The organism is Sphingomonas sp. Leaf28, assembly GCF_001421685.1.
Classification (GTDB): domain Bacteria; phylum Pseudomonadota; class Alphaproteobacteria; order Sphingomonadales; family Sphingomonadaceae; genus Sphingomonas; species Sphingomonas aurantiaca.
Genome location: NZ_LMKX01000001.1, coordinates 463,245 through 476,747, shown reverse-complemented (window position 1 = coordinate 476,747; position 13,503 = coordinate 463,245). Strand labels below are relative to the sequence as shown.

Annotated in this window: 15 protein-coding genes; 4 read left to right on the top strand and 11 right to left on the bottom strand. The window is 69.3% G+C overall.

Translation table 11 applies throughout. From position 1 onward, the window contains the following. Positions 1-71: 71 nt before the first annotated feature. The 3 genes from ilvN to miaA all read right to left on the bottom strand — a co-directional run bounded on the left by ilvN (position 72) and on the right by miaA (position 3,485). A complete protein-coding gene (gene ilvN, locus ASE79_RS02240; RefSeq protein WP_031395186.1) occupies positions 72-587 on the bottom strand; it encodes an acetolactate synthase small subunit in 516 nt (171 codons plus the stop codon). A gap of 143 nt (positions 588-730) precedes the next feature. Beyond that, a complete protein-coding gene (locus ASE79_RS02235) occupies positions 731-2,479 on the bottom strand; it encodes an acetolactate synthase 3 large subunit (RefSeq protein ID WP_056411359.1) in 1,749 nt (582 codons plus the stop codon). An 82-nt stretch (positions 2,480-2,561) separates the two neighbouring features. Next, positions 2,562-3,485: a tRNA (adenosine(37)-N6)-dimethylallyltransferase MiaA gene (gene miaA, locus ASE79_RS02230; RefSeq protein WP_200910302.1), complete on the bottom strand. Its 924-nt coding sequence runs from the start codon at positions 3,483-3,485 to the stop codon at positions 2,562-2,564. On the opposite strand from miaA, the gene serB reads away from it, so the two are divergent. After that, a complete protein-coding gene (gene serB / locus ASE79_RS02225) occupies positions 3,484-4,365 on the top strand; it encodes a phosphoserine phosphatase SerB (protein ID WP_056413213.1) in 882 nt (293 codons plus the stop codon). The genes miaA and serB overlap by 2 nt on opposite strands. Positions 4,366-4,520: 155 nt before the next feature. Here serB and ASE79_RS02220 read toward each other — a convergent pair whose 3' ends face one another. From ASE79_RS02220 to ASE79_RS02205, 4 genes are all read right to left on the bottom strand, one after another. Then, the gene (locus ASE79_RS02220; protein ID WP_056411357.1) at positions 4,521-5,003 is read right to left on the bottom strand and encodes a hypothetical protein; all 483 of its coding nucleotides are present in this window, start codon (positions 5,001-5,003) and stop codon (positions 4,521-4,523) included. A 100-nt stretch (positions 5,004-5,103) separates the two neighbouring features. Beyond that, positions 5,104-5,304: a hypothetical protein gene (locus ASE79_RS02215; RefSeq protein ID WP_056411356.1), complete on the bottom strand. Its 201-nt coding sequence runs from the start codon at positions 5,302-5,304 to the stop codon at positions 5,104-5,106. Positions 5,305-5,366: 62 nt separating this feature from the next. Next, positions 5,367-6,368, bottom strand: coding sequence for an SPOR domain-containing protein (locus tag ASE79_RS02210; RefSeq protein WP_156359486.1), 1,002 nt, complete (start codon positions 6,366-6,368; stop codon positions 5,367-5,369). After that, entirely contained in the window at positions 6,368-6,547 is a 180-nt protein-coding gene (locus ASE79_RS02205) for a hypothetical protein (RefSeq protein WP_056411352.1), read from the bottom strand. The genes ASE79_RS02210 and ASE79_RS02205 overlap by 1 nt, the downstream gene beginning before the upstream one ends. Before the next feature lie 37 nt (positions 6,548-6,584). On the opposite strand from ASE79_RS02205, the gene ASE79_RS02200 reads away from it, so the two are divergent. From ASE79_RS02200 to ASE79_RS02190, 3 genes are read left to right on the top strand one after another with little or no spacing between them, the layout of a single operon-like run. Next, positions 6,585-7,289 carry a ParA family protein gene (locus tag ASE79_RS02200; protein ID WP_056411350.1) on the top strand — a complete coding sequence of 235 codons (705 nt, stop codon included), beginning with the start codon at positions 6,585-6,587 and terminating at the stop codon, positions 7,287-7,289. Between the two features lie 4 nt (positions 7,290-7,293). Continuing rightward, positions 7,294-7,749 (top strand): hypothetical protein, encoded by a 456-nt coding sequence (locus tag ASE79_RS02195; RefSeq protein ID WP_056411348.1) that lies wholly within the window; start codon positions 7,294-7,296, stop codon positions 7,747-7,749. A gap of 17 nt (positions 7,750-7,766) precedes the next feature. Continuing rightward, complete coding sequence (locus ASE79_RS02190; RefSeq protein ID WP_056411346.1) at positions 7,767-9,059, top strand: SPOR domain-containing protein; 1,293 nt, start codon at positions 7,767-7,769, stop codon at positions 9,057-9,059. A gap of 167 nt (positions 9,060-9,226) precedes the next feature. Here the strand turns inward: ASE79_RS02190 and ASE79_RS02185 are convergent, their stop codons facing one another. The 4 genes from ASE79_RS02185 to ASE79_RS02170 form a co-directional block, all read right to left on the bottom strand. Beyond that, positions 9,227-10,447: a dihydroorotase gene (locus tag ASE79_RS02185; protein ID WP_056411344.1), complete on the bottom strand. Its 1,221-nt coding sequence runs from the start codon at positions 10,445-10,447 to the stop codon at positions 9,227-9,229. Then, the gene (locus ASE79_RS02180) at positions 10,444-11,430 is read right to left on the bottom strand and encodes an aspartate carbamoyltransferase catalytic subunit (protein ID WP_056411342.1); all 987 of its coding nucleotides are present in this window, start codon (positions 11,428-11,430) and stop codon (positions 10,444-10,446) included. Before ASE79_RS02180 ends, ASE79_RS02185 begins: the two co-directional genes overlap by 4 nt. Positions 11,431-11,635: 205 nt before the next feature. Next, entirely contained in the window at positions 11,636-12,103 is a 468-nt protein-coding gene (gene ruvX, locus ASE79_RS02175; protein ID WP_055872724.1) for a Holliday junction resolvase RuvX, read from the bottom strand. Continuing rightward, positions 12,100-13,209: a DUF3089 domain-containing protein gene (locus ASE79_RS02170; protein WP_056411340.1), complete on the bottom strand. Its 1,110-nt coding sequence runs from the start codon at positions 13,207-13,209 to the stop codon at positions 12,100-12,102. Before ASE79_RS02170 ends, ruvX begins: the two co-directional genes overlap by 4 nt. Positions 13,210-13,503 lie beyond the last annotated feature (294 nt).

The following is a 13,503-nucleotide window of genomic DNA, read 5'->3' as shown; positions in this document are numbered from 1 at the left end:
GACCCCAGCGTTCGCTGGGGTGACGGAGTGGGGGCGACGGGCTTCGGTGAAAATCGTGGTCGGGTGTTAATTCAGGCCGGCTCTTTGCCGCGGGCGATCGCGACGATACCGGTGCGGGCGACTTCGATCAGGCCGACTTCGCCCATGAGTTCGACGAACTTGTCGATCTTGTCGATCCCGCCGGTCACCTCGAACACGAAGCTCGACGTCGTCGCATCGACCACGCGCGCGCGATAGACGTCGGCGAGGCGGAGTGCCTCGATCCGGTGGTCGCCGGTGCCGCGGACCTTGACCAGCGCCAGCTCGCGTTCGACGTGCGCGCCCTGTGCGGTCAGGTCGGTGACCTTGTGAACGGGGACGAGCCGGTCGAGCTGCGCGAGGATCTGCTCCATCGTCGCGGGCGACGCGCTGGTGACGATCGTGATGCGGCTGACCGCCTTGTCGGCGGTGATCTCCGACACGGTCAGGCTCTCGATATTATAGCCACGCGCGGTGAACAGGCCGGCGATCCGGGCGAGGATGCCCGGTTCGTTGTCGACGATCACGGCGAGCGTGTGCCGCTCGGCCTTTTCTTGGGAAATATGCATGGTTCAGTCTCCCCCCCTACCGCTTGCGGGAGGGGGTAGGGGGTGGGCGCGCGGATGACCGCAAGCGATGCCGGTCGGGGTTGAGCGCGAGCCCACCCCCGGCCCCTCCCGCATGCGGGAGGGGGGAAGAAGTGACGGCGCCATCAAACCAGCGCCTTCGCTTCGTCGTCCATCGTGCCCGACACTTCGTTCGCCTGCAGGATCATGTCGGTATGCGCCGCTCCGCTCGGAATCATCGGGAAGCAGTTGGTCAGCTGCGACACGCGGCAATCGACGATCACCGGGCCGTCATAGGCCAGCATCTCCGCGATCCCGCTGTCGAGCTGGTCGCGAGTCTCGATCAGGATGCCTTTCCAGCCGTAAGCCTCGCCCAGCTTCACAAAATCGGGCAGCGAGTCCGAATAGCTCTCGGCATAGCGGCTCTCATAGGTGAGCTCCTGCCACTGGCGGACCATGCCCATATACTGGTTGTTGAGGATGAAGATCTTCACCGGCAACCGGTATTGGGTGGCGGTCGCCAGCTCCTGGATGTTCATCTGGATCGACGCCTCGCCGGCGATGTCGATCACCAGCGCGTTCGGGTTGCCGAGCTGCGCACCGATCGCGGCGGGCAGGCCGTACCCCATCGTGCCGAGACCGCCGCTGGTCAGCCACTTGTTCGGCTTTTCGAAGCCGAAATGCTGGGCGGCCCACATCTGGTGCTGGCCGACCTCGGTCGTGATGATCGGGTTGCGCGCGTGCGTCGCGTCGAACAGCGCCCGGATCGCGCGCTGCGGCATGATCTCGTTCGGGTCGTTCTCGGGGAAGTCGAGGCACTTGACCGCACGCCAGCCGGCGATCCGCCGCTGCCAGTCGGTCGTGTCGGGCTTGGGATGCTGGCGGCTTTTCCAGATCCGCACCATGTCCTCGAGCGCATGGCCGACATCCGCGATGATCCCGAGATCGACGCGCACCGTCTTGTTCACCGACGAGCGATCGATGTCGATATGCACCTTGCGCGAATTCGGGCTGAACGCGTCGAGCCGGCCGGTCACGCGGTCGTCGAACCGGCTGCCGAGCGCGACGACGAGGTCGGCCTGGTTCATCGCCATGTTGGCCTCATACGTGCCGTGCATCCCGAGCATCCCGAGCCACTGCTCGCCGCTCGCGGGATAGGCGCCGAGGCCCATCAGCGTCGACGTCACCGGTGCGCCGGTGATGCGAACGAGTTCGCACAGCAGCTGGCTCGCGGCCGGCCCTGAGTTGATGATGCCGCCGCCGGTATACAGGATCGGGCGTTCGGCCGCGGCGAGCATGTCGACGAGCTGCTCGATCTGGCTCTGGTCGGCCTTCACCTGCGGGCGATAGGTTTTGTGCTGGATCGGGCCGGGCTTGGTGTAGCGCGCGGTGGCGACCTGCACGTCCTTGGGAATGTCGACGACCACCGGCCCCGGGCGACCCGAGGTGGCGATGTGGAACGCCTCGTGGATCACGGCACCCAGGCGGGCGGGGTCCTTCACGAGGTAATTGTGCTTCGAGCAATGGCGCGTGATGCCGACGGTATCGGCCTCCTGGAACGCGTCGGTCCCGATCAGCGCGGTCGGCACCTGGCCGGTGATCACGACCATCGGGATCGAATCCATCAGCGCATCGGTGATCCCGGTGACCGCGTTGGTCGCGCCGGGGCCGGAGGTGACGAGCACCACGCCGGGCTTGCCGGTCGAGCGGGCATAGCCCTCCGCCGCATGCGTCGCGGCCTGTTCGTGGCGCACCAGGATGTGCTTGATCCGGCCGCTGCGGAACAGCGCGTCGTAGATCGGCAGCACGGCGCCACCCGGATAGCCGAACACGACCTCCACGCCGAGATCGCACAGCGCCTCGATCAGGATATCGGCTCCACTCTTCTCGGTCATCACGTCAAAATCCTTTCGAATGCGCCGCCTTTAGCGCCTCGTGGAGGGGGCGGCTACCGATATAAAAGATGCGTGTCAAACATCATTTGAGCAATATAGTTTCAAATTGCTGCAGGCGCGTCGGAAAATCGAGCGCGTCCGTGCGCGTCCAGGCGGCCGGGGGCTGGTGTCGGAGCCAGGTATATTGCCGCTTGGCATAGCGCCGCGTGGCGAGCGATCCGGCCGCGATTGCGTCGGCTATTGACGTTTCCCCGCGGACCAACGCGGCGATCTCGGGAACGCCGATCGCGCGGCGGATTGGCGCGTCCTGCGGGATGTCGGTGCGGGCCAGAAGCGCGGCGACTTCCGCCTGGCTGGTTTCGGCCATCTCGGCGAAGCGCTGGTCGATGCGCGCGTTCAGCCAGTCGCGGTCGGGGATGAGGATCAGCGCGCGGACGTCGAGGCGGTCGCCGATGCCGCCCACCCGTTCGGTCTGCCAGTCGGCGAGCGTGCGGCCGGTGCCGCGGACCACCTCCAGCGCGCGCGCGACGCGCGTGGTGTCGGCGGCGTTGAGCCGCGCGGCGGCGGGCGGGTCGAGCTGCGCAAGCGCGGCATGCGCCTCGGCGACGGGGAGCGCGCGGATCTGCTCGCGAAGCGCCGGGTCGATCGCGGGGACGGGGGCGATGCCGTCGAGCAACGTGCGGACGTAGAGACCCGTGCCGCCGACCAGGATCGGCAGCCTGCCCTCCGCGAGCGTGGCGTCGATCGCGCGCGTCGCCTCGGCGGCCCAACGTGCGGCGGAGTAGGTCGCGTCGGCGGCGTCGACATGGCCGAACAGGCGGTGCGGGGCGCTGGCCTCCTCCTCGGCTGAGGGGCGCGCGGTCAGAATGCGGAGATCGGCATAGACCTGCGCGGAGTCGGCGTTGATGACGACGCCGTCGTGGCGCGCGGCGATGGCGAGCGCGAGCGCGGACTTGCCGCTCGCGGTCGGCCCTGCGATGAGCGCGACCTTCGGGAGATTATTCATGTTCACGGCAACGCTTATAGCCTCGGGCACGCTGACCGCAGGCGATATTTCGACCGCGATGGACCGGCTGCGCGATGCCGGATGCGCACCGGGCGCGAGCGGCTGGATCGACGAGGGCGATGCCGCCGACCTGATCTTCGGGATGGCACCGGATGCGGCGCGCAGCGCGCTTGAGGGGGCGTTCGCGCAGACCGATGTGGTCGTGCAATCGAGTCTCACGCGCACCAAGACGCTGCTCGTCGCCGACATGGATTCGACGATGATCACCGTCGAGTGCATCGACGAGCTGGCAGATTATGCGGGCATCAAGCCGCAGATCGCGGAGATCACCGAACGTGCGATGCGCGGCGAGCTCGATTTCGAGGCGGCGCTCGATGCGCGCGTGGCGTTGCTCAAGGGACTGGCGGAGAGCGACATCGAACGGTGTCTGGCCGAGCGCGTGACGATCATGCCGGGCGCCAAGCCGCTTGTGCGGACGATGCGGGCGCGCGGGGCGCTGGCGGTGCTGGTGTCGGGCGGGTTCACGCGGTTCGCGGAGCCGGTGGCCAAGGCGATCGGCTTCGATCGCGCGATCGCCAATGTGCTCGAGATCGAGGGCGGCGTGCTGACGGGGACGGTGACGAAGCCGGTCGTCGGGTCGGCGACGAAGCTGACGACGCTCAACGCGGCGATCGCGGAGCGGGGAATCGCGGTGGAGGAGTCGCTCGCGGTGGGCGATGGCGCGAACGATCTGGCGATGATCGAGGCGGCCGGGCTGGGGGTCGCCTATCACGCGAAACCGATCGTCGCGGCGGCGGCGGCGGCGCGGGTGGATCATGGCGACCTGACCGCGCTGCTTTATGCGCAGGGTATCGCGCGGCGGAACTGGATTGTGGACTAGCTACCCGTACGATCCTCCCCCGCCAGGGGGAGGTGGCGCCGAAGGCGACGGAGGGGGCGGACACGAAACAGCTGTTGCCCTTTCCTCCCCCTCCGTCTGGCAAGAGCCAGCCACCTCCCCCTGGCGGGGGAGGATCAGGTTTGGCCGCAGTCGGGTTACGCCTTGGCCAGCGGCGTACCGCTCGCTGCGCAGACATAGGTCGCGAGTTCCTCACGCAACGGCAGGCCCTTGATCGGGCGCAGCGGGCCGTCATGCGTGATGTTGGTCTCTACCAGCGCACGGTTCGGGCCGACGCCGAGGACGTGGAACAGGCGGTTGGCGCAATCGGTCTCGGTCCGCGCATAGGCGATCCTGCCGTCATGTTCCTGGCGCAGGATCGCGATGATCGTGCCGCTAGCCGCCTTGCGCTCGCGCAGCAGGAAATGGCGCGAGGTGGGGTCGGACGGGGTGGGGATCAGCCTACCCTTTACCGTCAACTGCTCGGGCTTGGGGACTGCGACGTCGGTGTCGGCGAGGTTGCGCAGCGAGACGCCGTTATCCGCCAGCGTGTCGGTATTGGTCGTTGCAGGCTGCTGGCCAGAACAGGCGGCCAACAGCGTTGCGCCGGCAAGTGCCAGCGCCAAGGTCTTCGAAATCATGCATCTAGCTCCCGGTCGATGTCGAAACGAAACGACCGGTCCGGCTATTTGATCCCTGCGGCGGCGTATCCGGCATTGGCCACGGGGGCCTCGGGCGTGCTCAGCGCGCTTTCTTGTCGGTGGTCCGGTCCGGACGCGCCGGGGTTTTGGCCGGCACGCAGATGCGGCGCGTCGGTTGGCAGGCGATGCCCACCGTCGAGCAGGCGCCCACGTTCCCGCCGGTCGGGCAGGCGCGACATTGCTGCTTGATATCGGTGCAGGTCGGCGACGCGGACACCAGGGCCAAGGTCAGGAACAGCATGCGGACATCCTCGTCAGGAGCAGTCGGTTACGCGACCATGCGCCGGTCCTGGCGCTTGCAGGTCAGGGGGCAACGATCACGCAGGGAACGCGTGCCGCCGAGCAGGCGCGCGTCGCGTCTGCCTTGGAGGCGAACCCGCCCGCCTGTAGCCGGGTCACGCCGCCAGCCTTGGGGTAGAAGGGCTGGGCGCCGCGAAGCTTGCCGCGCACCGTGTTCCACAGCGTCTCGGCATTGTTCTGATCGCGGAATGCGCCGAGCTGGACGCGCCAGTTGCCGGTGGCTTTGACGGGGGCAGGCTTGGGGGCGGGCTTTGCCGCAACGGCTTTCGCAGGGGCCGGCTTTGCGGGGGTTGGCTTCGCTGGCGCAGGCGTGACGGTTGGCGGCACACGTGTCGGCCGCGGCGTCTCGGCGATCCGTGAGGGGGGTACGTCGATCCGTCCGCTCGCCTGTCCGCCTGCCTTCGCCGCCGTCTCGCGCGGCGGCGTGGCCGAGCTTGCCTGCAAGGCATAGCGCTGCGCGAGTGCGGTGCCCTTTTCGCGATCGGTGGGCGAGATATACTGGTCCATCTGCGCCAGCGTCTGCGCGGCGGATTGCAGGCCGGACGCCGAGGCGCGGGTCATCAGCGCATAGGCGCGGGGGAAATCGCGCGGGATGCCGTCGCCGTTGAACAGCATCGTGCCGAGCACGAGCTGCGTGCGCGGTTCGCCGCGTGCCGCGGACTTTTCGAGCCAGGGCAGTGCATCGGTCTTCTTGCCCGCCTGGAACAGCGCGAGGCCGTAATTGTCGCCGGCCTGGAGATGGCCTTGCAAGGCGGCCTTGCGGAACCAGCTTTCGGCGAGCGCGGGATCGAGCGGAACGCCGCGGCCGAGCTTATAGGCTTGCGCGAGGTTGAACTGCGCATCGGGATCGCCGGCGATCGCGAGCGGGCGCCATTCGGTGATCGCACGCGGGAAGTCGCCCTTGGCCCAGGCGTCGACGCCGGCCTTGACGTCGGCCAGTGCGGGCGTGGCGACGAGCGCCCCCGCCACCGCGATCGCACCCAGGAAAAGCTTGCCAACCGTCATCATTCCAACCCCATCGCGCCCGCCGCCATCAACTCGTCCACACCATGCCGTCGTTCGTCGCGCAAGGCAAAGGTCACGGCTTGCGCAAGAACAGACGCGGGCATCGCGACGCCGTCCAGCCGCGACACCACCGCGCGCGCATCATGAAGCGCCGTTAACCGGTTCTTAGACCACCGCATGGCACATATGCATCGATTGCCAGGGGGTTGGGGACTTATGCGCGTTCTAGCGTTCGCATCGCAGAAGGGGGGATCGGGGAAGACGACCCTGACGGGTCATCTCGCCGTCCAGGCGGAGCGGGCGGGGCATGGCCCGGTGGTGCTGATCGACATCGATCCGCAGGGCTCGCTGTCCGACTGGTGGAACGAGCGCACCGCCGAGGAGCCGGCGTTCGCGCAGACCACCGTCTCGCGGCTCGCGGCGGATCTCGAAATCCTCCGGCAACAGGGCTTCAAGCTGGCGATGATCGATACGCCGCCAGCAATCACCATGGCGATCCAGAGCGTGATCCAGGTCGCCGAGCTGATCGTCGTGCCGACCCGGCCGTCGCCGCATGACCTGCGTGCCGTCGGTGCCACCGTCGACATGTGCGCGCGTGCCGGCAAGCCGCTGATCTTCGTTGTCAACGCGGCGACGCCCAAGGCGCGGATCACCGCCGATGCGACGCTGGCCTTGTCGCAGCACGGCACCGTCGCACCGGTGATCGTCCACCAGCGCACCGACTTCGCGTCGTCGATGATCGATGGCCGCACCGTCATGGAGCTGGACGCGAGGAGCAAGTCGACCGCCGAGATCGAGGCGCTGTGGACCTATGTCTGCGACCGGCTCGAGAAGAATTTTCGCCGGACCGTGTTCAGCGTGCCGACCGCGGTCGGGCAGCGTCCTGCCGCCGGTGGGTTCGGCCGCCGGGTGGTCGGCTGACGTCATGGCGCAGCCCAAACGCACCGTGTCGCTGACCTCCTCGCTGCTGGCGCGAAAGGGCACCGCGCGCCCGGCGATGCGACCGCAGGACCTGACCGTGCCGTCGACCGATGCGCTCGACGATCTCGGCTGGAACGACTTGGGCACGGCGCCGCCGCCGGTGCTGGTCGAACGCGCCGCGCTCAAGGTCGAGATCGAGCGCCCGGTGGAGATCGCCCCCGTGTCGGCGGCGACCGCGGCACGGATCGGGCGCGAGAGCCAAGCCAAGGCCAAGGGCGCGAAGGTGGCGTTCACCTTGCGGCTCGAGACCGAGCGGCATCTCCGGCTGCGGCTGGCGAGCGCGGTCACCGGCCGGTCTGCGCAATATCTCGTCACGCAGGCGCTCGATGCCTTTCTGAACAGCTTGCCGGAGGTCGATGCGCTGGTTGCGCAGCTACCGCCGGCCAAACGCAAATGTTGACACAGGGATACTCCGCGATGAACACGCGCGCACTTCTCCTCGGCGGTATCTCCGCCCTCCTCCTCGGCGGGACGATGGTCGGCTGCGCCGCCAATGGCGGAAGCCTCGCCTCGGCCGGCGACCGCAGCGGCGTGGCGGCGGCCAAGGGCGCGGCGACCAATGCGGGCAAGGCGCAGACTGCGCTGGCCCGGCGCGATGGCGGTGCGGCGATCGGCTACGCAGAAGGCGCGGTGGCGCTGATGCCGCAGTCGGCGGAATATCGCATGCTGCTCGGCCAGAGCTATCTGCAGGGGGGGCGGTTCGCGTCCGCCTCGCAGGCGTTCGCCGATACGCTCGCGCTGTCGCCGACCAGCGGCAAGGCGGCGCTGAACCTCGCGCTGTCGCAGGTCGCGACCGGCGACTGGCAGGCGGCACGACAGACGCTGGCGACTCAGGCGGCGATTATCCCGGCGCTCGATCGCGGGCTCGCGCTGTCGCTGGCCGGCGACACCGCGGGCGGGATTGCGCTGCTGACCGAGGTCGCGCGGTCGCCCGAGACGAGCGTGAAGGTGCGGCAGAATCTCGCGCTGAGCTTCGCCCTGGCGGCCCGCTGGCAGGAGGCGCGCGTGGTCGCGGCGGCGGACATGGCGCCGGGGGATGTCGATGCGCGGCTCGAGCAATGGGCGCTGTTCGCGCAGCCGGCCGCCGCGTCGGACCAGGTGGCGAGCCTGCTCGGCGTGCGGGCCGCGGCGGATTCGGGGCAGCCGGTGGCGCTGGCGCTGAATCCGGCGCGGGTCGCACCGGGTGTTCCGGCGCAGGCTATGGCGTCGGCGGATCCGGTCGAGGCTGTCGACGCGGGTCGTGTCGAGGTCGCCTCGGTGCCGGCCGCGGGCTTTTCGAAGGTCACGTTCGGACCGCGACAGGAGGTCGTCCAGGCGCTGCCGGCGATGATGCTTCGCCCGGCTGGGGGGGCGATCAAGCTCGCAGCGGCGTCCGCGCCGGCGGCTGCCTATCCGGTGAAGCCGCAGGCGACCGGCAGCTGGTACGTGCAGCTCGGCGCGTTCGAGAGCGCGGGCGTGGCGAAGGATGCGTGGGGCCGCGCGTCACGCCGGTTCGCGGTGCTCGCCGGCCATGCGCCGAACGGGATGGCGTTCAAGGCCAAGGGCGAGGATTTCTACCGCCTGTCCGTCGGCGGGTTCAGCCGTTCGGCGGCGGACTCGATGTGCCGTCAGTATCGCGCGAAGGGCGGGGCGTGCTTCGTTCGCCAAGGCGCGGGCGACATGATGGCGCAGTGGTTGCGTAAGCCGGGCGTGCAGGTCGCTTCGCGGTAAGAAGGGGCGGCGGACAGACGGTCCAGCCGCTGGATAGCCACCACCCCGGCGAAGGCCGGGGCCCAGTTGGGGAACGTCGTTGATTGAGGGGGCGCTCCGTTACGCCGACCTTTCCAACTGGGCCCCGGCCTTCGCCGGGGTGGTTCGGGTGCTTGGTCGAGCCCGCCTCACCGAACCTCCCGGCCACCTTTCCACAACCGCAGCACGCGGCCCTGCACGGGCAGTCCGTCGAACGGCGTATTGCCCGCCTCGGCCTTGAAGTCGTCGCCGACGATCTGCCACGGCGCCTGGCCGTCGAACAGCATCAGATCGGCGGGCTTGCCCACCTCCAGCGTCCCCGTATCGAGTCCCAGCACCCGCGCCGGGTTGCACGCCAGCAGCGCGAACAGGCGCTGCAGCGTCAGATGCTCGTCGCGCACCAGCATCAGCGCGAGTGGCAGCAGCGTTTCCGCGCCCGCCATGCCGCTGGTCGCATCGGTGAACGGTAGCCTTTTCTCTTCCGGCCCGCGTGGTTCGTGGCCCGAGCACAGCACGTCGATCGTCCCGTCGGCGATAGCCGCGAGCGCCGCACGCCGGTCGCTCTCCGCGCGCAACGGTGGTGACAGCAGCGCGAACGAGCGGAAATCGCTGACCGCGATCTCCGACAGATGCAGATGCGCGGGCGTGATCCCGCAGGTCACGGCAACGCCGCGGCGCTTGGCCGCGCGGATCAGGTTGAACCCGGCCGCGGTCGTCACCTGGCGGATGTGCAGCCGCGCGCCGGTATCCTCGGCGAGCATCAGGTCGCGCGCGATCGCCAGCGCCTCGGCGACCGCGGGGGCGGCGGGCAGGCCGAGCCGGGTCGCGGTCTCGCCCTCGGTCGCGACCGCGCCGGCGGTGAGCCCGCCATCCTCGGCATGCGTGACGACGGTCACGTCGAGATCGCGCGCATAGGCGAGCACGCGCCGCATCACGCCGCTGTCGGCGATCCAGTGCCGTCCGGTGCCGACCGCCTTGGCGCCCGCCGACAGGCAGATCGCCATTTCGGCAAGGTCGTGGCCTTCGAGGCCGCGCGTGGCGGCGGCGATCGGGTGGATCCAGAGGTCGGGCTTGCCGATCAGCGCGGCGCGCTGGACGATGCCGGGATCGTCGAGGACGGGCGACTGGTCGGGCATCAGGCCGATCCGGACGATGCCGCCCGCGCGGAACGCGGCGCGATCGACCTTGGCCACGCCGAGATCGACGATTCCGGGCGCGACGGTCTTGCCGCCGCAGTCGACGATCTCGGCGTCGGCGGGGATGTCGACGATCCCGGTTGCGACGATCGCGCCGTCGCGGACCAGCAGATTGCCCGTCGTCACGCCGCCGACCGGGCAGGCGAGCGTGGCGTTGGTGAGCGCGAGGATCATGCCCAACCCTCCACGCCGCGCGCTCTTCGCGTCAGCACGTCGAGGCACGCCATCCGGACCGCGACGCCCATCTCGACCTGTTCGGTGATCGCCGAGCGCGCATGATCGGCGACCGCCGAGTCGATCTCGACGCCGCGGTTCATCGGGCCGGGGTGCATCACCAGCGCATCGGGCGCGGCCTTTGCAAGGCGATCGAGCGTCAGCCCGTAGCGCAGCCGGTATTCGCGCGTGGAGGGGACGTACGCGCCGTCCATTCGCTCGTTCTGCAAGCGCAGCATCATGACCACGTCCGCGCCCTCCAGCGCCTTGTCGAAATCGGTAAACGCAGTGACGCCCATCCGCTCGATCATCGCCGGCATCAGCGTCGACGGCGCGCAGACGCGCACCTCGGCGGCGAGTGCGGTGAGCGCGAGGATGTTCGAGCGCGCGACGCGGCTGTGCAGCAGGTCGCCGCAGATGACGACACGCTGGCCCGCGATCGCGCCCTTGCGCCGCCGGATCGTCAGCGCATCGAGCAGCGCCTGGGTGGGATGCTCGTGCCGCCCGTCGCCTGCGTTGAGCACCGGGCAGCCGACCTTGTCCGCGATCAGCCGCACCGCGCCCGACGACATGTGGCGGATGACGATGACGTCGGCGCGCATCGCGTTGAGCGTCATCGCGGTGTCGATCAGCGTTTCGCCCTTTTTCACGCTCGATTGCGCGGCGTGCATGTTGACGACGTCGGCGCCCAGCCGCTTGCCGGCGATCTCGAACGAGAGGAGCGTTCGGGTGCTGTTCTCGAAGAAGGCGTTGATCTGCGTCAGGCCGGCGAGCCGCTTGTCGGGCGTCGCATGCGTGCGGTTCGCCTCGACCCAGGTCTCCGCCTCGTCGAGCAGGAACGCGATCTCGTGCGGCTGGAGCCCGTCGATACCGGTGAGGTGCCGGTGCGGGAAAACGGCGCCGCCTTCGATGAGGGCGGCGGGGCGGTGATCTGAGGTTCGCATTAAAAGCGCGGAATAGTGGCGGCGGGGGCGGGGGGCAAGGGAAACGGGCAGGCCGCTGACCGATCTCGTTTCTCCCCCGCCAGGGGGAGGTGGCGCCGAAGGCGTCGGAGGGGGAGGACACGGACCGAAAGGTGGTCGCTTACCTCCCCCTCCGTCAGGCAAGAGCCTGCCACCTCCCCCTGGCGGGGGAGGATTGGGGGGCGGGTCAGATCTGCGCGGTCACCAGCGCATCGATCGCGCCCTGGAGGATGTAGGCGGCGGCCATCTTGTCGACCAGTTCGGCGCGCTTGGCGCGGCTGGCGTCCTGTTCGATCAGCGTGCGCGTGACCGCGACAGTCGACCAGCGCTCGTCCTGCAACAGGATCGGCAGCCCCATGTCCTTGAGATTCTGCGCGAACGCGCGCGTCGATTGCGAGCGCGGGCTTTCGCTGCCGTCGAGGTTGATCGGCAGGCCGATGACGAGCCCGACGACCTTCTGCGCGGTGATGATCTCGGCGAGCGCGGCCTTGTCCTTCTGGAACTTGGTGCGGCGGATCAGCAGCGCAGGGCTCGCGAACGACCAGCCCGCATCGCACAAAGCGGTGCCGATCGTCTTGGTGCCGACGTCGAGGCCGATCAGCCGGCCGCCATCGGGGAGCGCGTCGCGGAACTGGGCGGCGGAGAGCGTGATCATTGCGCGAAGGCCTTCAGGCGGCGGTTGGCGTCGGCGCGGACGTTCGCCCAGAACAGGCTATAGTCGTAGACGTGGTAGTTGTTACCCGGCAGCACGTACGGCCCGAGGTTCGGGCCGTCGCCGATCAGCAGGAAGCCGCGGTCGGCGCAGCGCGCGTGCACGCTGCCGACCGCCATCGTCGCGGTCGCGAGATCGGCGGCGGGGACCAATGTGCCGAGGTTGGCGGTCGCGGGCGCGGCGGCGTCGGCGGTGCCGGTCAGCGGGTTGGTGCAGACGATCGGCGTGCCCTTGCGCGGGCGACCGTCGAACCCGATCGTCGCGTCATAGGCGTCGACGATCAGCGATGGGTCGGCGGGCTCGGCGAAACTCTCCCAGGACAGGATGCAGCCGGTCTGATCGGCGGTGCGGCATTCTGGCAGGCCCATGCGCGGCAGGTCGGTGGTGCGCGAGACGGGCCAGCCGACGACATAGGCCGCCACGATCCGTGCGCGCAGCTTCGGGTCGGTCGCGATCCGGTCGCGCAGCAGGCGGGTGAGGTGCGCGCCGCCCTGGCTGTGGCCGGCGAGGATGATCGGGCGGGTCGGGCCGACTTCCTTGAGGAAGCGGTCGAACGCCGCCGACACGTCGCCGTACGCGAGCGCGAGCGCGCGTTCGCTTTCGGCGGCGCTGGTCAGGAACGCGCCGAACGTCGCCTGGCGATAGCGCGGCGCCCAGATGTCGCCGGCTTCGTTGAACGCGCTCGCCTGGCCGCGGAGGAACAGCTCGGCGCGCGCGTTGGTCTCCGGATCGTCGATCGGCGCGTTCCAATGGTCGCGGTTGATGTACGATGTCGGGTGGATGAAGAAGATCGCCGCGCCCGTGCCGCGCGGGCCGGGCGTATAGCCGGGGGGCGTCCAGAGCGCGGGGTTGCCGGGCGCGTCGGGGCGGGCGAGCCACATGATCTTGCGCGCATAGATGTTGCGCGGGGCTTCGCGCTGCGCCTCGAAGGTGGCGCGCGGGACCATCGCCATGCGGATCATGTCGGTCCCGAACAAGCGGTAGGCGAGCAGCGCGGCGATCGCGAGAACGATCATCACGGCGACGAAATAGAGGAACTTGCGGGCCAAGCGGGACCTTCCGTGCAGGCGGTGCGGCCCCCGTGCCGCAAGCCGGGGGCGGTTGCAACGGGGGCGTTCTTGTTCGTCGAGGCAAGCTGTTCCCCCGCGGAGGCGGGGGGCCAGGATCTTGAGCGGCGGCGCCCGCAATCCTGGCCCCCCGCCTCCGCGGGGGAACTAGAAGGGCGATCAATCCTCCCCCGCCAGGGGGCGGTGGCGCCGAAGGCGACGGAGGGGGAGGACACGGAACATCGGTTTCCCTTTCCTCCCCCTCCGTCAGGCTGACGCCTGCCACCTCCCCCTGGC

Excerpts from the sequence above, each read along its gene's own strand:
- ilvN (WP_031395186.1), bottom strand. The coding sequence starts at position 587 with ATGCATATTTCCCAAGAAAAGGCCGAGCGGCACACGCTCGCCGTGATC.
- ASE79_RS02235 (WP_056411359.1), bottom strand. The coding sequence starts at position 2,479 with ATGACCGAGAAGAGTGGAGCCGATATCCTGATCGAGGCGCTGTGCGAT.
- serB (WP_056413213.1), top strand. The coding sequence starts at position 3,484 with ATGTTCACGGCAACGCTTATAGCCTCGGGCACGCTGACCGCAGGCGAT.
- miaA (WP_200910302.1), bottom strand. The coding sequence starts at position 3,485 with ATGAATAATCTCCCGAAGGTCGCGCTCATCGCAGGGCCGACCGCGAGC.
- ASE79_RS02220 (WP_056411357.1), bottom strand. The coding sequence starts at position 5,003 with ATGATTTCGAAGACCTTGGCGCTGGCACTTGCCGGCGCAACGCTGTTG.
- ASE79_RS02215 (WP_056411356.1), bottom strand. The coding sequence starts at position 5,304 with ATGCTGTTCCTGACCTTGGCCCTGGTGTCCGCGTCGCCGACCTGCACC.
- ASE79_RS02210 (WP_156359486.1), bottom strand. The coding sequence starts at position 6,368 with ATGACGGTTGGCAAGCTTTTCCTGGGTGCGATCGCGGTGGCGGGGGCG.
- ASE79_RS02205 (WP_056411352.1), bottom strand. The coding sequence starts at position 6,547 with ATGCGGTGGTCTAAGAACCGGTTAACGGCGCTTCATGATGCGCGCGCG.
- ASE79_RS02200 (WP_056411350.1), top strand. The coding sequence starts at position 6,585 with ATGCGCGTTCTAGCGTTCGCATCGCAGAAGGGGGGATCGGGGAAGACG.
- ASE79_RS02195 (WP_056411348.1), top strand. The coding sequence starts at position 7,294 with ATGGCGCAGCCCAAACGCACCGTGTCGCTGACCTCCTCGCTGCTGGCG.
- ASE79_RS02190 (WP_056411346.1), top strand. The coding sequence starts at position 7,767 with ATGAACACGCGCGCACTTCTCCTCGGCGGTATCTCCGCCCTCCTCCTC.
- ASE79_RS02185 (WP_056411344.1), bottom strand. The coding sequence starts at position 10,447 with ATGATCCTCGCGCTCACCAACGCCACGCTCGCCTGCCCGGTCGGCGGC.
- ASE79_RS02180 (WP_056411342.1), bottom strand. The coding sequence starts at position 11,430 with ATGCGAACCTCAGATCACCGCCCCGCCGCCCTCATCGAAGGCGGCGCC.
- ruvX (WP_055872724.1), bottom strand. The coding sequence starts at position 12,103 with ATGATCACGCTCTCCGCCGCCCAGTTCCGCGACGCGCTCCCCGATGGC.